Raw genomic sequence first — 20,622 nt, forward strand, 5'->3', positions numbered from 1 at the left:
AGCGATAAGAAAATAGAAATATGGAGGTTTGACTTCTGCCTGCACATAAAAAACGCACTAATTTGCTTATCTAATCACTTGTGCCTTAATAAATATATTTTCTTTTGGCCATTCACTGCTGTCCACAGGAACATTAGATATTTTATCCGCGATATTCATTCCTTTTACGACTTTACCAAAAATTGTATGTTCTCCATTGAGGTGATGTGCTCCATTTTTAGCAACGACAATAAAAAACTCATAAGGAGTAGAACGATTAGATGGGTTATCAACCCACTGTTTGGATAAAGCAACAGCTCCGCGGGTATGGGTAAGTCCTTTTAAGGGTTCTTGGGGTAGGGTATAATCTCCAATTTCAAAACGTCTTTGTGCCATCTGATTACGATCACTATTCCCGCCTTGTATTACAAAACCTTTAGCCACCCTATAAAAAAAGGTCTCATCAAAATATTTTTGTTTTGTGAGGTAAATAAAGTTAGCTCGATGCATAGGGGTTTCTTTATACAACTCAATATGGATGTCGCCATATTTTGTGTTTATTTTGACTAAAGTTTCAGGATTTTCCTTACCATATTGTAGAAAAAACTCCTTCATTGTAGCATTAGTAAGCTTAAAAGGGTCATTATTTTTTGATATAATGCTATCCTTTTTTTCTTTAGTCTTTATTTTTATAGTGTCTGCAAGAGAAATATTCTCTTTATTGCTAGTTACTGATGTTACTTTTTTTCTAGAATGTGTATCTTCACAACTATAGATTAGAAAGAGACTCATTAAACTATACAATAAAACCATTCTAGTAAATGACATTCGAAGCTTTTAAAAAATTAATTCCAAAAATACAGAAAATGTCGGTACCAGGAGAATCCTCTCATTTTATTATGGCTCCAGAAATGAGAAAACGAGCATTACATAAAATCAAAATTGAGGAAAAAAACCCCAGGAATGCGGCTGTAATGATGCTTTTTTATCCTAAAGGTGATATGACACATCTAGTCTTAATTTTACGACCTACTTATGAAGGCGTGCATTCTGGTCAAGTAGCATTACCTGGCGGAAAAGTCGAAGCGTTTGATGTAAGTTATAAAACTGCAGCATTGCGTGAAACCTGGGAAGAAATAGGTGTGCCCATAGAAGATATTAGTGTTTTAAAAGCGCTTACCAGCATATATATACCTCCATCTAATTTTTTGGTACATCCTTTTCTGGGAGTTGCATATGAAAAACCTGTTTTTGTAAAACAAGAAGAAGAAGTAGCAGAAGTACTTGAGATTTCTCTAGTACAATTATTGGATGACAGGAATGTAACTTCTAAAAAATTGTCAACATCATATGCCCAAAATATTGAAGTACCATCCTTTGAATTAAATAGTTATACCGTTTGGGGAGCGACTGCCATGATGCTTAGTGAACTTAAAGTGTATATAAAATCTGTGATAGCAGTATGATTTTGTATATTTGACACCCATTTTCCTTCTAAAATTTAGAAGAATTTAACTGAAATACTATCTGTTATTTGGTCAATTATTGTGGTTTTTAATAATAAAATAATTGATAATCAATGATTAATGTTGAATTGTTAGATGGTAATTAGGTATTAATAAATTAACACTATTTATGGGATTGTTTAAGAGAAATCCTTTTGGTCATATATTATTATTAAAAAAGTGGCTTATCCGTATTTTGGGAACCTTAACACATAGGCGTTATAGAGGTTTTAATGAGTTACAGATAGAAGGGAGTGAAATTTTTAAGACACTTCCTGATAACAATGTTTTATTCGTATCAAATCATCAAACATATTTTGCAGATGTTGTAGCGATGTTTCATGTATTTAATGCGAGTTTAAGTGGTCGTACAGATTCAATTAAAAATGTAGGTTATTTATGGAAGCCCAAACTTAATCTGTATTATGTAGCTGCCAAAGAAACAATGAATGCTGGTTTATTAGCAAGGATATTGGCATATGCGGGAGCTATAACAGTAGAACGAACCTGGAGGGATAAAGGACAGGATATCAATCGTCAGGTTAAGATGAGTGATATAACTAATATACGTAGAGCGCTCGAAGATGGTTGGGTAATTACCTTTCCTCAGGGAACCACAAAACCTTTTAAACCTATCCGTAAAGGAACAGCACATATCATAAGACAATATAGACCTATTGTGATTCCTATTGTAATTGATGGATTCAGAAGATCTTTTGATAAAAAAGGAATCAGAATAAAAAAGCGGGGGATTCTTCAGTCTATGGTAATTAAAAAGCCGCTGGATATAGATTATGATAATGATTCTATTGATGATATTGTTAATAAGTTAGAATTTGCAATAGAACAACACTCTTCTTTTCTAAAAGTGATTCCTCAGGCAGAATTAGAAGCAGAGGAAGAATTAAATAAAAAAAGACGCTGGGAATATTAATAATCTTTTCTTAACACAACCTTTTTTTGTTAGCTACCTAACATTTAGTATACTTTCTAGATGTTAACAAAACGTTGGTTAAGTGTTAATTATTTTATAAATAACCAAATATGAGAATACAGTGATGTTATGTTGTATTTTGGTTTAATTTTCTTTATTTCAGTTATTTACGTTTTTATTTTTATTTTTTTAAAGCTAATTATATCATAATAGATTTTTAGCTTTTGTAAGTTAGAAATTCTATTTCGTACCAAATAAAAGTCGGGAAGCTTAAAAATTAAATATCTTTTCTTGATTACTCACATAGTATTCGGCCGAATTATGAGTGTGTAGAAAAATACAAATTATCTTTTACTATAATCACGAATAAGTGATACTTGAATTAACAAGTATTGATATAGTATTTTGATGATAATGAAAAACAAAAACTAAAAAAACAGGAAACAAAAAATGAAAAATTTAAAATCAAACTTACTTGTACTTTTGGCCATGGCATTTGTAATCACTTCTTGTAGTGATGATGATGATGTCATAACAGATGGAGGAAATTCTAATGATTTCGTAGGAGCAGTGTATGCCATGACTAACGGAAACGGTCAGGTTGCAGGTAATGTACAAGATGCGAATACAATTATTACATACGGTAGAAATGCAGATGGAACTTTAACACCGATTGGTCCTGTACCTACAGGAGGAAATGGTGGCGATTTTGATGGAGGAGAAGGGTTAGATCCTTTAATTTCTGCATATGCATTAACAAAAACAGATGATAATGAGAATATCTTAGCTGTAAATGCAGGGAGTAATACGATTACTTCATTTAATATACAAGAAGATTTTTCACTAGAAATAGCAGGAACCCCACAACCTACAGGAGCAGAAGGCCCTAATAGTATTGCGTATACTTCTAGTAACGCTGATGGCGTAAAGGGAATAGTATATGTATCTAATATTACTCGTTCTGAATTTCTTGCTGGAGGAGAACCAATGCATCAAGGTACTATAACAGGTTTTTGGTTATTAGACGACGGAACCTTGTCACCAATTGCAGGATCTACAAGAGATTTAGCAAACAGACCTTCTGCAGTTCAATTTTCTCCTGATGGAAATTGGCTAGTGGTAGCTTCTATAAATTCTGGAGCCGCAGCATTAGCTTCTGGAAGTGAAGATGAAATCGTGGTATATGGAGTAAATAGTGATGGTACTTTATCGGCTTCACAGGTTGCTGGCGCAACTTCTACGCTGAGAGGAAATACAGATGGAAGAAACCTTCCATCCGCAATTGGGTTTCAGATCGTAGGTAATAATTATGTAGTGGTTACAGAGGCGAGAGAATTTCAACCTGACGGTACACCACCAGCGTTTCCTGCATTGCAAGACGGATCAGTTTCTACCTGGCAGATACAAGGAGACGGAAGCCTTACTCCAATTAGTACAGATGTGCGATCAGGAGAAGGAAATACTGGTAGAACTGCTTGTTGGTTAGATTTTACATCAGACGGAAACACATTCTTTGTATCGAATGCGATAGAAGCAGGTTTGGCATCCTTTAGTTTTGATAATGGAGTCGTAGCATTATTAGATCAAACTGCTGCTTCTGGTATTGGTACAGGTGGTGCTGATAATGGTCCGGATGCTTTTGCAAGAACAGAAGGATGGATCGATATGTGGATTTCTGATGACGGTCAATATTTATATCAATTATATGGATTGGATGGAACTATCGGAATCTATAGAGTAAATGGGCAAACATTAGAATTTATAGGTGAAGAATCAGGAAACCTTCCTGACACTAACACACAAGGAATAGTAGCTATTTAAAAAGAACCAAATAAATGATATTATTTGTTTAATATAAAAGCCAGAAGATTGAATTATCTTCTGGCTTCTGGGTTAGCAACTAGTTTATTTACTAAAGGGGATGTACATTGGTTAATAGTTGCTAACATATATACTACTATACTACAAATTCACTAAATTGTAATGTAGGTATAGATACACAAATCTGACTTGATGCTATATGTTTTTTAGATCTTATTTGTTTTACCAGTTCTGAAAAAATTAATTATTATCTTAGTTTAAATCTATAACTGCTAGCTCTTGCTTTGAAACGAAAAAATGTTACTCCAAATTGTGACGTAGGATAAAACACACGACTTCGTCCTCTACCATTTTGATTTTCATATAGTCTGACTTCTCCACGATAAAATCTTGGGCTTATTAGTTTACATGATTGTACTCTGTTATTCCAAAATCCATGAAAGTTTGCATTCGGTTGAGAAGTTGTTATGCTCCTACCTCGAATAAAAGAGCTTTCAAAAAACCTGATTTGAACTCGAGCTTTTCCACTCTTTTCATCAGATTTAGTTTTTAGTTTCTCCAGGTGATTTTCTAATTTCTCATTATCTTCATAAAGAAAAGTATTGTTTTCATCTTCTACAACCCAATCAGTATTATAAAAAATTTCAGTTCCATGAGCTTCTTCCAATTCTTTTTCATTAAAAGTTTGTCCTTTGTAATGATAAATGACGTCAGTATTAAAAGCTCCTATTTCAGTAGCTGTAGCAGTTTCTAACTCTTCATTAGAGCAACTTATTAGTAATATAGATACTAATAAAGAACAAATTAAAGATTTTAAAAAGAAAGTTTTCATTTTGATATATTTAATTGGTTTATACTATTATAAACAAGTAAAACCTTAAATACCCTACATTGTATAAGTATTTGAAAAAAAAACAGTTAACATCAGAGATGAGTGTGTTGAGAGGATACTGTATAAAAAGAGAATTTATTCTGAAATAGGCTATATAGGACCTTTTCGATTAAAAATTACTTACTAAGATGTGCTCTTTTTGTAGATATTTTAAAACAAAAACTACCGACAATTTATATAGTTTATCCCTTCGGGAAGTAAGCGTATCATGCACCAAGACGATATGCCGTATTAACTTTGAAGTGATTTAGTTATTCCAACCAATCCTTAAAGTCTTTGACCCGTTCACGGGAAACAATAATTTCTTGTTCGCTAAAATGATGTAGTTTTATCTGTAACCTGGAATTGGTATAAGAAATGATATCTTTAATAGCATTGATATTCACATAAAACTTACGACTCACCCGGTAGAATTGTTGTGGATTTAGTTCTTCTTCTAGTGACTCCAGCGTGGTATCTATTAAGTAGTTTCTATTCTCATTTGTATGTAAATATGTTCCTTTGTTTTCAGAATAAAAACATTCAATATCTTCTACAGAAAATATTTTGAGATGTTGACCTACTCTGGCTGTGAATCGTTTTTTGTACGTTCTATCTATGGGATTAATTAAAAGTTTTTTAATGTCTTCAAAATCTACCTGAAGTTGCGGGGCAGAAGGTAGTTGTTGTTTGTATTTATTGATAGCAGTTTCGAGTTCCTCATCATCAATAGGTTTTAGAAGATAGTCTATACTGTTTAATTTAAAAGCTTTTAAGGCATACTCATCATAAGCAGTAGTAAATATGATGGCACTTTTTACGGTAATTGTATCAAATATCTCAAATGAAAGACCATCGCTTAATTGTATATCTAAAAATATTAAATCCGGATGTTCATTTTTGTGAAACCAGCTGATAGATTCACTAACAGAATGCAACATGGTATGTACTTCAATGTTTAGTTCTTTGAGCATTCTGCTCAGTCTTCTTGCAGCAGGTTTTTCGTCTTCAATTATTATTATATTCATTGTTGAGAATAGTTTATTTTCTGATAGTACTTTTTTATTAGTATGTTTTTAATACTTGGTATAGAATTTTTATCGGGCTACACCGTATGTATAATTGCTTCTCATTTTCGACACTTAATTTTGTTAAATATAAATTAATCTATAGGATATGAGGTAGTTGCTTTTTTTTGTTTTAATAAAAGCAGTATTATATTAGCTTTATTCCCAGAGTTGTTTGTCCTGATCCTCTTCATCCATATATTTTCGTATTTTTCGTTCTTCCCAATCTTTATCAAACATAGGATTGATTCTATATGCTTTTGCTGCATGAAATGCTAGTCCGATTCCCCAGCCAAAAGCCGCCCATAAAAACCACGCATAGTGCCATTCATTTTGATAATAGTTTAATCCAGCCAAAAAACTAATAATTATTATATATGAAAATAGATTGTTATAAAACTTCTTTAATTCTTCTACGCGCTCTTTTGCCCGCTCATATCTTTTTTGTTCTTCAAAATCTTTCATAATAGTTATTTTTTTTGATTGATGGTATTATTTATTTAAGCTTCGTTTTTTATAACCTGAGTTTAAAAATCCATTCTCGATATGTTTTCCCTTTGCCAAAGCAATCGAATTGACGTATTCTTTAATACGATTTATAACTAAAAATTTCGCATATTCATCGTTTCTTTTTCCTTTCTACTTCGTTTAAAAAATAAACCGTAGCTATAGCTATGCTTGATTTTTTTGCCTTGCATAAAGAAAAAATAATTCAATGAATTTATACGAATTTTTTAATCACAAATCGTATAACTCGTCAGTTTAAACACTGAATAAAATTTTATTTGAGGTCTCGAATTGACGGTTTTTAATCTTCTACATTAATAATCTAAAGTTTATAAGAAGTCTATAGTGTCATCCTTATCCATGATTTCTTTAATTTTTCGTTCTTCCCATTGTTTACTAAAAATTATATTTGGGTTAAAAACTTTTATCCAATGAAAAAATAAACCAATTCCCCAGAAAAAAGGAGTTAGATATAGGTTCCAGTTTAACCAATTGTTAAAGCCATCGTTTATGAAATTAGAATTAATAAGGAACAAAAAAATATTTACAATGATATATGCGGTAAGATGCGAATAGAACCCTTTTTCTGCCTCTACTCGTTTCTTAGCTCTGTCATATTGCACTCTTTTATTTGAGTTTTCCATATTGTTTTTTTAGTGATCTTTACTATTCATAATTTTCTCAATCTTACGATCTTCCCATTCTTTACTAAAAAAGGATCGGCTAAACAGTTTTCCTGATCCGTTTTTTTCTCTAAAAGCCCATAATCCATGACCTAGTAAGAAAACACCCCACAATACAGGAGAGCTTATTAAATTAATAATCAGGTAACCATCATATATGTAGTCTTTTAGTTGTAGAATAACAATGATAATAGCAACATTTATAACGATATACACGCTTAGATGTGTATAAAAGGATTGTTCTTCTTGAACACGTTTTTTAGCTTTGCTATATCTTTTTTGTAGTTCTAAATTTTCCATTTTTTAGTGTTTTAAATGTCATTATTCTTATTCATAAACTCGTTAATCTTCTGTTCTTCCCATTTTTTGCTAAAAATAGATTTGCCAAGGAGTTTTTCTAAACCATTTTTTTCTCTAAAAGTCCATATTCCATGTCCCAGTAAACCAAGTCCCCAGAATAAAGGTGTACTAATTAGATTCCAAAACTGGTAATTGTTATATTCTTCATTGTTTATATAATCACCTAGTATGATTTTAAAAATAAGAATGACAATATTCATTACAATATATACAGTAGCATGTGTGTAGAATCCTCGTTCTTTCTGCACTCTTTTTTTAGCTTTTCTATAGGTCTTGCGTTTATTGAGATTATTCATATTTTCTAGTATTAGATTCTTTCATATACTTTCTTATTTTTCTTTTCTCCCAGTCTTTTCCAAATATCGGATGCCTGTCATACGCTTCTCCATAATGAAATACGAGTCCTAATCCCCATCCTGCAATTGGGAATATTACCCAAGGAAGGCTAAAACCAGTAGTTCTGTAATTAATAAAAATCAGAAAAGGGATTACAATACAATAGGCAATGAGGCTACCATAAAATTCCTTCATTTTTTTTACCCGTTCTTTTGCACGTTTATATTTTAAATCTTTTACAATTGCCATATCGTGCGATGTTGTCATATCCATGGATGTTATTTTTTTTGTTAATATCGGAAGTTTAGCAATAAAAGCTGTTTCCGTTTTATATACAGAGAATTCTCTCTTGGTCAGTAATCCATATCGCTGTTGCACATTACCTAGCCCTACACCGCTACTTTGTTTGAGTACTTTTTTGGGTTGTAGATTATTTTCTACGATCAGAAAACCATCGGCTTCATAAATTTTGATATGTAATGGCTTACCAGGCATCACGATATTATGCTTTACAGTATTTTCCAGTAAAATCTGAAGCGAGAGCGGTACTACTTTTGCTTCGGGATTTGTTGCCTGTTCTGGTATTTCAAAAATAATACTATCCTCAAACCTTAATTTAAGGAGTGTCATATATGTTTTTGCGAACTTTAATTCTTCATCTACTGTAATAAGCTCTTTATCTTTTTGTTCTAGTACATATCGATATACTTTGGATAGGGAAGTGGTAAACTTCTGAGCCATTCGTGGATTTTCATCGATTAGTGATGTTAGCACGTTTAAACTATTAAACAAAAAATGAGGATCTAATTGATTTTTTAAAGCCGCAAATTTTGCAGAAGCTGTTCCTGCTATTATTTTTTGTTCTGTGACTTTCTTTTCCTGTAATACTTTGTAAAAATACATTGCGTGGAAGAACAGGGAAAGAGCAACAGTAAGAAGTAAAGGAAACAGGTAATCTCTAAATGATTGATCCGCAATAAACTCGTCGGGTGTTTGTTTTTTTAAAATAATTACAAAAGCTATAAATTTACATAGGGCGTATCCAATAATTGTAATAATAATAGAACCTCCTGCACCAACAATTATTCGTTTTAATCCTTTGTTTTTCCATTCGAATTTGTAGTTAATAAATCTAAAATACAATGTATTGAGATAGCATAGACTGAAAGAATACATAAAATTAATACCCCACCAGGTGACTGTAGAAATACTTTCTAATCTAAATCCATTACTCATTAGATTTAATAGTGCTATAAGTATTGAAACTCCCAATGAAACGGTAATAATAAACTTTATATCTTTTAGAGTATTCATATATTACAGAGGTCTTATTTTTTTTAAATGTGTACTAATTTAAGTATTTATCACTTACAGTTTTGTTTTACACGTTCAATTTGATCCTTACCCCAAGATGGATAAAAAGGAGTGGTAGGTTGTTCTTTATCAAAGAGTAATGCAGCTTTTTCTATCTCGGGGCAATAAGCCTTTGGATCTTTTCCCCAGAATTTTGCACTTCCCATTTTCCATTCTGCATGATACAATATAGCTCTTGGGTTTTCTGGGTCAAGCACTTTTGCCTTTTGATACAGTTCTTCTACTTTTGGAGAAAGTGTCATTCCGTATACAGAAGGATTATGGGCAACATAGGCCGTATTGAGCATGGCTTCCATAATCATAATTTCTGCATTGTTACTAGAGAATGTTTTGGCTTCATTCAGGTGATTTTGAGCTTTTTTCAATCTGGATTCTATTTCCTCTGCATTTTTGGTAGTAAAGGTTTTTATGATATGCACCTGTGCAGCATAGTAGTAAGGTAGCCAGTTTTCTTTTTCTGCTTTACCAATTCGCTCAAATAAATTGGCAGCCTCATCAGTTTTATTACTACCCCAAAGTTCAAAGGCCTTACCCATGCCTTTTTCATAAGGAGTTTGAGAATGTATAGTTGTCGCTGTTAAAAAAGTTAGTAGTATGACGATGGTTTTCATAATTTGGATGTTTTAGTTTTACATTGTAAAGATCTTGCAATACTCGATTTTTAGGAATTATATCTTACCGAATTGTAACTTTTATACCTTGAATTGTATTAAAGCGTATCTAATTGATTATCCGTTTTATTATCACTGATCGTCCAGAAGAATCCTATAATAAAAAATCGATCAGCAGTAGGGCGTATGGCACGTCTATTAAAAACCCCATTACTATTAGGAGTATTTGCATATTGATAATTAAATATATTATCAGACCCCAGAACATTAGACAGGGAGAAATACACTATTTTTTGTTGACTTAATAAATAAGCCCAATTAAGATTCAAGGAATTAAACGCTTTTGTTTTTTCTCCAAGAAAATTGCGGGTGTTAGGATTTGTATAAGAACGACCGGAGGCAAAGTTATAGGTAGCTCCAATCAGAGATTTCCAATCTTTAACCCAGTGTTTTCCTACGAGCGAAACATTATGATCAGAGGCAAAATTTGGAGTCGCACGTTCTGGATAATTTCTATACGTTCTTTCTGTATTGAGATAAGAATAACTAGCCCAGTATTCAAGATTTTTGATTGACTTATTATCACGCCAGTACAGGTCTAGTCCTGTGGCATACCCATTGCCATTGCTGGAGTAATTACTAGAAAACTCAGGCCTTTCTGTGTCAAATTTTACCAAGCGATCATATCCTTTATAATAAGCTTCAGCTCTTAAGGTTCGTCCATTGTTTTGATATAGGTAATTAAAAATATAATGAGACGATTTTTCCAGATCCAATGAAGTATTAAATTTAAGAATATTTTGCTGAGGCGCCTGATAGAAATCTCCATAGGCTAATGAAATTTGTGATGTGGATGATGTTTTATAAGCTAAGGAAACTCTTGGTGCTATTCTGGTATACTCCAACAATGCATTATTTGTTCCTCGAACTCCTAATTGCATAGCCAGTTTTTTACTAAAAAATATATTAGCTTCAGTAAAAACAGCAGTACTATTATTTTGATAATTACTTTCAACTTTATCAAAAGATGGAGCTGTAACTTCTTCTGTAAAGTTTCCCAGAAATTGCTCAAATCCCATACTTAATTTAAATCGGTTGCTGAATCTTTTTCTGAGTTTACCCTTTACATGTGCGTTGTTATCATCAGTACCAACCTTAGTTTCTGTAATCTGTATATCATTATGATCATTGGCAAAGCTGGCTCCGACAGTAAGTTTCCAATCATTTCCTAATTCACCTTTATACGAGGCGTTGAGATATAGATTTCTATTAGTAAGTCCAAAATTAATTCCTTCAGGAATATTGATATCTTCTTGTATTAATTGAAAATCAGTATAGTTTAGACCTCCATAGACTTTTAATAAACCATTCTTAAATTGATGTCTATAAACAGCTTCACCTGATAGAGACTCAAAAGGCTTACTCCATTCCACGCGCTGTGAAATGATTTCCTGATATGGTTTTAGATTGAGGTAAAAAGCATTGATACTAAGTGAATTATTTTTCCATTTTTGAGTATTACCTACGCCAAGTCCCACACTTATAAAGGAGAAATCTGTTTTTTCTTGATTTGGCTCATCAATGGTGTTGAGTAATAATACACTCGATAAAGCATCACCGTATTCTGCAGAATACCCGCCTGTAGAAAAATTAGTGCCTTTGAACAAGAAAGGAGAGAACCTTCCACGTGTAGGGATATTATTGGCGGTGGCTGTAAATGGTTGAAATACTCTAAGTCCGTCAATATAAACATTCGCTTCATTAGCATCACCACCTCGAACAAAAAGCCTGCCATCTTCAGCCACTGTAGAAGTTCCTGGTAACGTCTGGAAAGCCCCAATATAATCTCCGGCTGCTCCCGCAGTGGTAACAATGTCCAAAGGGGTTAATACTGATGCTTTACTATTATCACCAGCAGAGAAAGTGCCTGCATTGAGAATTACACTGCCGAGCGAGTTTACGTCCTCTTTTAATCTTACCTCTAAGTTTTTCATAGCTGTGATGGTAGTAGTTAATGAATATGTTTCAAAAGAAAGGAAAGATATAACCAATGTGTGTTCACCGGTTTCAGAGGTAGTAAATGAAAAATTACCTTGATCATCAGTAGAACCACCGTCATAGGTTCCATCCAGATAAATATTAGCTCCGATAATTGGAGTGCCAGAGCGTTCTGTTACCGTACCAGAGATGGTTGTTTGTGAAACAGAAATTGAAGTGATGAGTAATAAAAAAAAGGATAGTAAAGATTTCATGTATGCTGTTTTCTAATGAATTAATAGTTCAAAAGTCTATTAAAAGAATAAATAGAGAAACTGAACATAGCCGAACTGTAGAAAAAGGGGGACAGATTGTGAAAAAGATTAAATGTCAAAAAAAAACCGATTAGAAAGTACTTTTTCTACTGAATTGGTTAAATAAGAAACCACAGGAATAAATCGAAAAACCATGTGTATCTTTATGATAATCAATTTCTTTTCATGTTTTTTTTGAGATAAAGTATTTTTTACATTTTAAACTAATAATTTAGTTGAATAATTCAACTAAATTATTAGTTTTGTGTTTTATAATCTACAAAACAATGAAAATAAAGCTATTGTTACTCATTATTTTAATTTATTTAAAGGTTCAAAGTCAGGATTTTACCGTTCTTTATAGAGAAAATAGAGTTCCTTATCAATCAGTAGTAAAAGAGAAATCTGATGTAAATCAAATTAATTTAAAGAATGTAAAAATTCGTTTTAACCATAAAAACAGTGATTCTATTGAGATTCAAAAGAAATTTTATAGAAAAATAGATTCTATTAATAAACTAGCCAAAGAATTACAAATAGAGAAGAAGCGACATAAAAAAATAGATACATATGAATTTATTACTGTTTTGAGGGTGAGTGGAGACAAATCTATTTATTACCCACAAGAAAACGTAAGTAATGACACACTTATATCGACAGTTGTTTCTGCATCCGGATTACGATCCTCCAAGAAAATTATCAACTATAATGATATGGAGGTTATCTACAAGGATTTATCCGAAAAAATACAGGTCAGTTCTTTGCAGAAACATCATTTTGACAGGAAAAAAAGAAGCTTTCTTATCGAAGAAGAGCTACAAGATTTTAATTGGATCATTACACAAAAAACTAAAAAAATAAAAGGGTATGTATGCTATAAGGCATTACTAAAAGAATCAAACAAAAATATAGAAGCCTGGTTTACCAGAGAAATCAAAACAAGTACAGGGCCCAAAGAATATTGGGGATTACCAGGTCTTATTCTAGAAATAAGAGAGGGTAGGAGAACAGTAAGTCTTTCCAGTATTTCTATCTTTTCATCAGAATCTTTTGATATCAAACCACCAACAGAAGGCGAAAAAATAACAAGAGAAGATTTTGAAGGAGTGTCCTCTAGATTATTTGATGAATATTAATATACTATCAAACTCGTTCTACCTCATTCTCTTTTTTATTCTTAAAAGGTCTCACGATTAATCGTGCGGCTTTATCATAATTAATATAATTATAGGTCCAGTTAAAAAAAGTAATAAAGCGATTCCTGAAACCTACTAAAAACCAAAGATGTATAAACATCCAAATAAACCATGCAAAAAATCCTCCGAATCTAAATTTTCCTAAATCCACAACAGCTTTATTACGGCCAATAGTTGCCATCGAGCCTTTATCAAAATACGTAAAGGGTATCATGGGCTGACCTCTAAGATGTCGTTTTAGGTTTTTTACAAGGTGATTTCCCTGTTGTATTGCGGGTTGCGCTACCATTGGGTGTCCTTTTGGATACGCATCAGTTTCCATAAGTGCAATATCACCTAAAGCATAAATAGTATCATAACCCTCAATTTGATTAAATTGATTAACTTTATAACGATTCGCTCTGGGAATTAATGAAGAAGCATCTATTCCAGATACGGGAGCACCTGTAACACCAGCAGACCATATAAAGGTAGCAGTTCTTAAAGATACATCGGTATTTGTAGTCACCAGGTTGTTTTCATAATTTGTAACCTGAGTGTTTGTATAAATATTAACGCCTAATTTTTTTAAGAATTTAGTGGCCTTCTCTGAAGCGCGCGTACTCATAGGTGGTAAAACACGATCTGCACCTTCAATCAAATGGATTTCCATTTCGGTAAAATCCATATCCGGATAATCCTTTGGTAATACATTTAGTTTTAATTCTGCAATCCCACCAGCCAATTCTACTCCGGTAGGACCAGCACCAGCCAGCACAAAACTAAGTAATTCTTTTCTTCTTTCTGGTTCAGGAGTTATCACAGCTTGCTCCAGATTTTCTAACATCAAACTACGTAAATTCAATGCCTGCGGAAGATTTTTCATTCGCATCGCATTATTTTCGATATTGGTATTCCCAAAAAAATTAGTGCGGGCACCCGTTGCAATAACAAGATAATCATAAGTAATACTACCAATACTTGTATGTACCTTTTTGTTCTCAGGATCAACAGATGTTACTTCTGTCATCCTAAAGAATGTATTTTTACCGCGTTTTACTATTTTTCGTAATGGATACGCAATAGAATCTGGTTCTAATGAAGACGTTGATACTTGATATAATAAGGGTTGAAAAGTATGGTAGTTATGCCTGTCTAATAAAATGAGCTGTACATCTTCTTTTACCATTTTTCTGGCAAGGGCAACTCCTGCAAAACCACCTCCGATGATAACTAATCTTGGTAAATTAGAAAAAGGGATATTCATATGTAGCTAATGTTGTTTTACAAAGATAAAGTGATAAAATCAGATACACTATAGAATAGTTATTTTTGTTATTAAAATGATTTCATTAGCAAAAATCAATTTTTTAAACGTTTTTTTTTAAACATTTTTTTGAAATTATAAGTAAACTACTTCTAAACACGTCTAATGAGGCATTTATTAAGAAAAACAGTTCGGTTTTGAAGGAAGCCTTGAAGCATTTAAATCTTGATTATCGAGTAAAATTAATTTTTAAAGTGTAACAGATTTGTTTTAATTTATACTTATAAAGTGTAACTAACAAAAGTGGATAAAGAATTAGAACATAGTTTTGTAACCAATCTTGAGCAAAATCAAAATATTGTGCATAAGGTTTGTAGGATATATGCCAATGATGCAGAAGCACATAATGATTTGTTTCAGGAGATTACCATACAGTTATGGAAAGCGTACCCCAAATTTAGAGGAGAAGCTAAGTTTAGTACCTGGATGTATAGAGTATCGCTTAATACAGCAATCACTTTGTATCGCAAGTCTAAAAGAAATATTAAAACATCGGATTTTGATGCAATAGATTTTAAAATTGCCGTTGAGGAATATGATGATGATGAAGAGCAGCAATTAAAATTAATGTATTCTGCAGTTAAACAATTAAACGATATTGAGAAAGCTCTGGTGTTTTTATACCTGGAGGATAAATCATATAAAGAAATAGCAGAGACTATGGGGATCTCTGAAGTAAATGCACGAGTGAAAATGAATCGAGTGAAAACAAAATTGAAAAAAATATTAAACCCATAAGCATGGATGAATTAGAATTATTAAAAAGAGATTGGCAGAAGCAGGAAAAAACGCTTCCCAAATTGACATATGATGAGATTTATAAGATGATCTTAAAGAAATCTTCATCAATTGTTAAATGGATTTTTATTATTAGCCTGTTTGAATTTGTATTAATGATAAGTCTCGAAATAATAGCCAGAGTAAATGGGACATATGACCATTATGAAGATATTGGGGTAAATGAGGTATATACAGTGCCATTATCTTTTGCTTCTTTCGGAATATTAACTTATTTTATTATTCAATTCTATAACAATTACAGAAAGATTAGAGCAACAGATTCTGCAAAAGTGCTGATGGAAAACATTCTGAAAACAAGAAGAACGGTAAAAAAATATGTTTTTATCAATCTCTCCTTTATTACAGTCATGTTGCTATTGGTATTCGGGTATATGCTTTTTTATAGCCCGGAGTTTCAGGAAATACAAAGTGAATCCAATAAAGATATTCCAAAATATGTATTAGGGATATTATTCTTTATAGTTACCATTGTATGCGTGGGAGTAATTGCTACTATATACTATCTCCTTTATGGGTTGTTAACCAGAAGGTTGAATAAAAACTATAAAGAATTGAAGCAATTAGAGGTGTAAACCTGAGTTGGATTAATCCCAAGCGCGATCCGTTTGAGTGAAATTCTGATAAGAATTTTGTATCAAAAACAAGCGTTTTGGGGTTTAAAAACCTTTCTTGATACACTTTTCCTTTGTCCAAGCGCTTGGATTAGTGGTTTTTAATCTGCTACATTAATAATCGAAACTCAGTCGTTGCATAGTGTAGTAAAAATAGAGGTCTCTAGAGTGTATTCAGTTTTGATTGCTTAGTCTTACCAAACATCTTTTTATTTCAGTAGTTGTGTGATATATACGATTACAAATATCCATCCGGTATATAAGGCGGTATATGCCAGAGAATAAACTGTCGAAATTCCAATATCTCCTTTTGTATCTGAGGATTTAGTGAACACAAATTTTAGTGCTCTAAAGAAAACCCAATACATCATTGCTAATAAGATGAAAATCGAAATCCAAAAAACTGCTTCCAGAAAAATCAATAAGATGGCAAAAAGGATGGTCATTCCAATCCAGAGAATTACAGAAACTACGATTCCATCGATTCCATCTCCGACATCTATAGTTGGTAAGTCAGGTATAGTTCCGGATTGAGAGATTATATCTCCGGTTTTGAAGTTTCTGAACTTTGAGAAGTTGTCTATTAATCCAATTCCTTTATAAAGTCCATAGACCATAAACAAAAATAGGGCAGTAGCTATAATTGATAACGAAATGTAGAAATTAGAAGTCAAACTCCGACTATAATTTATTCCAGTAAGATAAACCGTCAGCATTGTAATTACGATTACAACCAGAGACACAATAAAAACTGATTTTCCTTTAAGGTATGTTTGTTTAACGTTCAATACTTTGTAATATGTATCTATTGTAAAACCTAATGATTCTATTTATTAGTACTTGGTTAAAGATATAAATATTAAGGGCTACTAGTGCTTATTTTATCAAAATGTAGCTGTATTTTCCCCTCATACTGGATATCAATAGCATTCTTTATAAGACTTTTTGAACTGTGTTTTCAGGCAAGCATACTTCTCAACAGTGGATAAAAAAACAGGGAAAAAATAGTTAGTTAAAAGTTTTTTAGTACTTTAGAGAGACTAAATTAGTCGTCGTCACCCTATAACTGATTTTTTTTTTCAGCTATGGGGTGATTTGTTATAAATAATAAGCTAATGAACCGATGCATAAGAGTATATATAATGGAGATTTTAGAATAAGCTCAGAAGACTTTGAATTTGAGTATCAAAAAAAGCTCACCAATAAGCTTGATGATCTCAAAGAAGATTTTGATCAAAAAATTCTAAATGAAATTGTCTTATGGAAAGTAAATAGATATGCTTTATTTTCCAACGATCTCATTTCGAAAATTAATGCAATCAATCCAAATGAAACGAAACCTAATAAAGAAAAAGTAAGTGATATTCTAACCGGGCTATTAAAAACGAAAGGGGTAGGGTTGCCAATGGCATCAACTATTCTAAGGTTTAGAAATCCAAATCTATTTCAAATAATTGATCAGCGTGTGTTTCGTATTATTTACCCAAAAGAAACTTTAAAATTAAGTACTTATAATTCTGATAAGAATATTAAATTTCAAGTGGATCTATATCTAAAATATTTAAAAGACCTTCAGGATGTTTGTAAGAGACTGGATATTCCGTTTGAAAAATCTGATCGTATTTTGTTTATGGCGGATCGCAGAATAAACAATAAACATAAGCTTAATAACTACTAGCAACTAATGGAATAAAAATATTCCATTAGTTGCGTTAGCCAATTAAACAACTACCATGGGTAATCTAAATCTGGTTTTTACAATGCATAAACAGAATGGAGAATGTAATCCAGATACATTGTATGAAATTATAGAGATAATAAGTCCTGAAATAATATTTGAAGAACTCTCTCTTGCTAATTTTGATGAAGCCTATAATGCAAAGACTCTAATTACATTAGAAACAACTGCGATAAAAAAGTACTTAAAAAGTAATAACATAAAAAACTTTCCAGTTGACACTTACGATTTGCCAGATCATTACTATGATAATTTGGATCATATGTTCAGTGAATTGCTTTATAGTTCTATATTTCAAGAGTCAAATGAATTAAGATATTTATTAGAAAAACAATCATCTTTTATTAGATCAGGCGGTTTCGCTTTTTTAAATAGCGATAAGAACACTGAAATTTTTGAGGGAATGGATATTTTAAAAGAAAAATTATTGAAGAAAATTAATAATGAGAAACTTTATAATATCGCTAAACTAGAAAAAGAAGTAATTAGAAAACGTGAAAACGAAATATTGAATACCATATACAACTATAGCGAGAAACATACATATAAACAAGCCCTTCTTTTTATTGGCTCAGGGCATAGAAAGACAATTATGGATAAGATCGAAAAACGAAAGAAAAAGGAAGAAAACAAAGTAAATTGGATTTTTTCATTGCCATAAGATCAAAGACTAAAAATACTAGATTCTGTACAAGATGCGATAGATTCAAGTATTATCAAAAAGAATTAATAGATTTGTTAGAGACTAAAGTGAATTTTTACTAAAAATTCAATAAAAAAATGCTACTAAAATTATTTAAAAAACCACATTTACTTTTCTGGAGCGTTATTCCTTGTATTGCTGTTTCTATCTTTTTCATAAGACGGAGCAAACATTAGATGTAAATATTCATGCCACCTATTTTGTTTTTTGGATTTACGGGACTTATATATTTTTTTCAGGTATAGAGAAAATGGTAAAATAAAAAGTTTAATAAATCAAGATTATTCTGCATATCAATAATTAATCGGGGAAATAAACTCTATTATTTTAGTTTTTTTAGTAATTTAGAAGCAACGTAAAAAAATATAAGAATACCCCATATTCAGTTTAACCCTGAGTATGGGGTATTTTGTTCAAATAAATGATAACAAAAACTAGAGTGCAAATGCTTTGGCATATACCATACAAATCCGTTATCGGCAATCAGGCAAAATGACTAACTAATTAAATATATATTTATGCCATTTAGATTACTTAAATTAACGCTTATTACATTATGGTTTATTGGATGTAGCACAATGAAAAATGTGAGTAAATCATCTGATATTATCAAAACTGATGAAATACCTGAAATTAACGTTGCTCTATATCCATATTTATTTGAAGAATATGAGAACAAATCCAAATCAATACTTACTAGTTTATGGAAAGCAAAGCATCCAAATGTTAAATTAAATTTTGTTAAATATAATTCATACAAAGAAGCCCCTCCGACCAAAGTAGATGTATTTGTGATGGATGCATTATATATAAGCTCTTTTGCAGAAAAAAAATGGATATTACCGATTGGAGAGAAACATATTGAGAATAAAAGTGATTTACTTCCTCACTCTCTGGAAGGCTGTTTTTATGACGGTCAGTGCTTTGGAATTCCTCAGTTTGGTTGTGCCAATATTTTATACTACCGGAATGAAGATAAAGAGATTAGAGATTGTAATACGCTTGAAGACTTATACAAAATAATAGGCAAAGCAAATTATGATAGTGAAAAACCACCAAATGAAACAGGGCTACTAATAGATCTATCAAGCGGAACATCAAACATCTGTTTCTATATTGAAGCGTTTATGGACAAAACAGGTGTTTATTCAGCGAATCCTAAACTAGCACTACCATACTCTTTAGACAAAGAATCGCTAAGCAATGTTAAAAAACTGGTAGATATGGGAGGTGAAAAGTCTAGAGATTGGTTACCAAAAAGAGCTGAGTGGTTTAGTAATGGATCAGGAAGATGTTATGTTGGTTTCACAGAAAATATGTTTCAAATGGAACAAACAAACCTGGAGAACATTTCCATGAAGCTTATTCCATCATATATTGACTCTAATGTGGATTTATTCTTCATGGATGCCGCAGTAATAAATGCGAATGTTGGAAAATCAACTAAAAAAAGAGAACTAGCGATAGCATTAGTTAATTTGATATCATCAACTGAGCATATGGTAAAGAGTTGTCAAAATGGAAATAATGCATTTTATTATATGCCAGCAAGGAAAAGTATTTTTGAAACACTCAAAACACAATACCCTAAATACTCCGAGATGTTCGAATTGATCAAAATATCGAAGCCAAAGACCTTTAGATTAGGCAAAGAAGCTTTTGATAAAATTAATTATAAAGACTTAATGGAAACTGTAATATTTAATTGAAACCCTGATAACAATAAGATAACAAATAACAATCATCTATCGGCTGACTAAAATTGTTGTACAAACTTATAAGTTCAGTAAGCTACTTCGGATGGAAGTGTAATTATAACCCTGTCTCAGGGTTAAGCCCCAGGAGGGCTCTGGAAGCTAGCTTCCAGAGCCCTCCTGGGGCTTGGTCGCTAAATCGAGTGCTATCCGATCCCCAAATTTAATATATAA

At 32.0% G+C, this 20,622-nt stretch carries 21 protein-coding genes; 9 read left to right on the top strand and 12 right to left on the bottom strand.

Translation table 11 applies throughout. From position 1 onward, the window contains the following. Nucleotides 1-66 precede the first annotated feature (66 nt). Nucleotides 67-807, bottom strand: coding sequence for a peptidylprolyl isomerase (locus F0000_RS17290; RefSeq protein WP_149625986.1), 741 nt, complete (start codon nucleotides 805-807; stop codon nucleotides 67-69). On the opposite strand from F0000_RS17290, the gene F0000_RS17295 reads away from it, so the two are divergent. From F0000_RS17295 to F0000_RS17305, 3 genes are all read left to right on the top strand, one after another. After that, a complete protein-coding gene (locus F0000_RS17295; protein WP_149625987.1) occupies nucleotides 801-1,445 on the top strand; it encodes a CoA pyrophosphatase in 645 nt (214 codons plus the stop codon). The two genes, F0000_RS17290 and F0000_RS17295, sit on opposite strands and share 7 nt — an antisense overlap. A gap of 169 nt (nucleotides 1,446-1,614) precedes the next feature. Then, entirely contained in the window at nucleotides 1,615-2,418 is an 804-nt protein-coding gene (locus tag F0000_RS17300; protein WP_149625988.1) for a 1-acyl-sn-glycerol-3-phosphate acyltransferase, read from the top strand. A gap of 450 nt (nucleotides 2,419-2,868) precedes the next feature. Continuing rightward, nucleotides 2,869-4,239, top strand: coding sequence for a beta-propeller fold lactonase family protein (locus tag F0000_RS17305; protein ID WP_149625989.1), 1,371 nt, complete (start codon nucleotides 2,869-2,871; stop codon nucleotides 4,237-4,239). 247 nt (nucleotides 4,240-4,486) lie between these two features. On the opposite strand, the gene F0000_RS17310 is transcribed toward F0000_RS17305, so the two are convergent. From F0000_RS17310 to F0000_RS17350, 9 genes are all read right to left on the bottom strand, one after another. Next, a complete protein-coding gene (locus F0000_RS17310) occupies nucleotides 4,487-5,071 on the bottom strand; it encodes a beta/gamma crystallin family protein (protein WP_149625990.1) in 585 nt (194 codons plus the stop codon). A gap of 311 nt (nucleotides 5,072-5,382) precedes the next feature. Continuing rightward, nucleotides 5,383-6,138 carry a LytTR family DNA-binding domain-containing protein gene (locus F0000_RS17315; RefSeq protein ID WP_149625991.1) on the bottom strand — a complete coding sequence of 252 codons (756 nt, stop codon included), beginning with the start codon at nucleotides 6,136-6,138 and terminating at the stop codon, nucleotides 5,383-5,385. Between the two features lie 198 nt (nucleotides 6,139-6,336). Continuing rightward, nucleotides 6,337-6,642 carry a 2TM domain-containing protein gene (locus F0000_RS17320; protein WP_149625992.1) on the bottom strand — a complete coding sequence of 102 codons (306 nt, stop codon included), beginning with the start codon at nucleotides 6,640-6,642 and terminating at the stop codon, nucleotides 6,337-6,339. A gap of 371 nt (nucleotides 6,643-7,013) precedes the next feature. Then, complete coding sequence (locus tag F0000_RS17325) at nucleotides 7,014-7,328, bottom strand: 2TM domain-containing protein (RefSeq protein ID WP_149625993.1); 315 nt, start codon at nucleotides 7,326-7,328, stop codon at nucleotides 7,014-7,016. 9 nt (nucleotides 7,329-7,337) lie between these two features. Continuing rightward, nucleotides 7,338-7,667 carry a 2TM domain-containing protein gene (locus tag F0000_RS17330; RefSeq protein WP_149625994.1) on the bottom strand — a complete coding sequence of 110 codons (330 nt, stop codon included), beginning with the start codon at nucleotides 7,665-7,667 and terminating at the stop codon, nucleotides 7,338-7,340. Between the two features lie 11 nt (nucleotides 7,668-7,678). Next, nucleotides 7,679-8,023, bottom strand: a complete 345-nt coding sequence (locus tag F0000_RS17335; protein ID WP_149625995.1) for a 2TM domain-containing protein — start codon at nucleotides 8,021-8,023, stop codon at nucleotides 7,679-7,681. Then, a complete protein-coding gene (locus F0000_RS17340) occupies nucleotides 8,016-9,377 on the bottom strand; it encodes a 2TM domain-containing protein (RefSeq protein WP_149625996.1) in 1,362 nt (453 codons plus the stop codon). The genes F0000_RS17335 and F0000_RS17340 overlap by 8 nt, the downstream gene beginning before the upstream one ends. 50 nt (nucleotides 9,378-9,427) lie before the next feature. Next, the gene (locus tag F0000_RS17345; RefSeq protein WP_149625997.1) at nucleotides 9,428-10,048 is read right to left on the bottom strand and encodes a M48 family metallopeptidase; all 621 of its coding nucleotides are present in this window, start codon (nucleotides 10,046-10,048) and stop codon (nucleotides 9,428-9,430) included. A gap of 98 nt (nucleotides 10,049-10,146) precedes the next feature. Further along, nucleotides 10,147-12,300, bottom strand: a complete 2,154-nt coding sequence (locus F0000_RS17350; protein ID WP_149625998.1) for a TonB-dependent receptor — start codon at nucleotides 12,298-12,300, stop codon at nucleotides 10,147-10,149. A 326-nt stretch (nucleotides 12,301-12,626) separates the two neighbouring features. On the opposite strand from F0000_RS17350, the gene F0000_RS17355 reads away from it, so the two are divergent. After that, nucleotides 12,627-13,475: a GLPGLI family protein gene (locus F0000_RS17355; RefSeq protein WP_149625999.1), complete on the top strand. Its 849-nt coding sequence runs from the start codon at nucleotides 12,627-12,629 to the stop codon at nucleotides 13,473-13,475. A 7-nt stretch (nucleotides 13,476-13,482) separates the two neighbouring features. Here F0000_RS17355 and F0000_RS17360 read toward each other — a convergent pair whose 3' ends face one another. After that, on the bottom strand, nucleotides 13,483-14,781 hold the full coding sequence (locus F0000_RS17360; RefSeq protein WP_149626000.1) for an NAD(P)/FAD-dependent oxidoreductase: 1,299 nt from the start codon (nucleotides 14,779-14,781) through the stop codon (nucleotides 13,483-13,485). A 303-nt stretch (nucleotides 14,782-15,084) separates the two neighbouring features. Between F0000_RS17360 and F0000_RS17365 the strand changes: the two genes are divergently transcribed. Together F0000_RS17365 and F0000_RS17370 are read left to right on the top strand one after the other, a co-directional pair. After that, nucleotides 15,085-15,579 (top strand): RNA polymerase sigma factor, encoded by a 495-nt coding sequence (locus F0000_RS17365; protein WP_149626001.1) that lies wholly within the window; start codon nucleotides 15,085-15,087, stop codon nucleotides 15,577-15,579. Between the two features lie 2 nt (nucleotides 15,580-15,581). Further along, nucleotides 15,582-16,214 (top strand): hypothetical protein, encoded by a 633-nt coding sequence (locus F0000_RS17370; RefSeq protein ID WP_149626002.1) that lies wholly within the window; start codon nucleotides 15,582-15,584, stop codon nucleotides 16,212-16,214. A 248-nt stretch (nucleotides 16,215-16,462) separates the two neighbouring features. On the opposite strand, the gene F0000_RS17375 is transcribed toward F0000_RS17370, so the two are convergent. Further along, nucleotides 16,463-17,041, bottom strand: a complete 579-nt coding sequence (locus tag F0000_RS17375) for a hypothetical protein (RefSeq protein WP_149626003.1) — start codon at nucleotides 17,039-17,041, stop codon at nucleotides 16,463-16,465. Nucleotides 17,042-17,376: 335 nt separating this feature from the next. Here F0000_RS17375 and F0000_RS17380 point away from each other — a divergent pair, with 335 nt between their 5' ends. The 3 genes from F0000_RS17380 (at nucleotide 17,377) to bcmE (ending at nucleotide 20,403) form a co-directional block, all read left to right on the top strand. Then, entirely contained in the window at nucleotides 17,377-17,931 is a 555-nt protein-coding gene (locus F0000_RS17380; protein ID WP_149626004.1) for a hypothetical protein, read from the top strand. 82 nt (nucleotides 17,932-18,013) lie between these two features. Beyond that, nucleotides 18,014-18,652: a hypothetical protein gene (locus tag F0000_RS17385; RefSeq protein ID WP_223148915.1), complete on the top strand. Its 639-nt coding sequence runs from the start codon at nucleotides 18,014-18,016 to the stop codon at nucleotides 18,650-18,652. Nucleotides 18,653-19,212: 560 nt separating this feature from the next. Next, nucleotides 19,213-20,403: a thiamine pyridinylase gene (gene bcmE / locus F0000_RS17390; RefSeq protein WP_149626006.1), complete on the top strand. Its 1,191-nt coding sequence runs from the start codon at nucleotides 19,213-19,215 to the stop codon at nucleotides 20,401-20,403. Nucleotides 20,404-20,622: the final 219 nt, after the last annotated feature.

It is taken from the genome of Aquimarina sp. RZ0, from assembly GCF_008370685.1.
Lineage (GTDB): Bacteria > Bacteroidota > Bacteroidia > Flavobacteriales > Flavobacteriaceae > Aquimarina.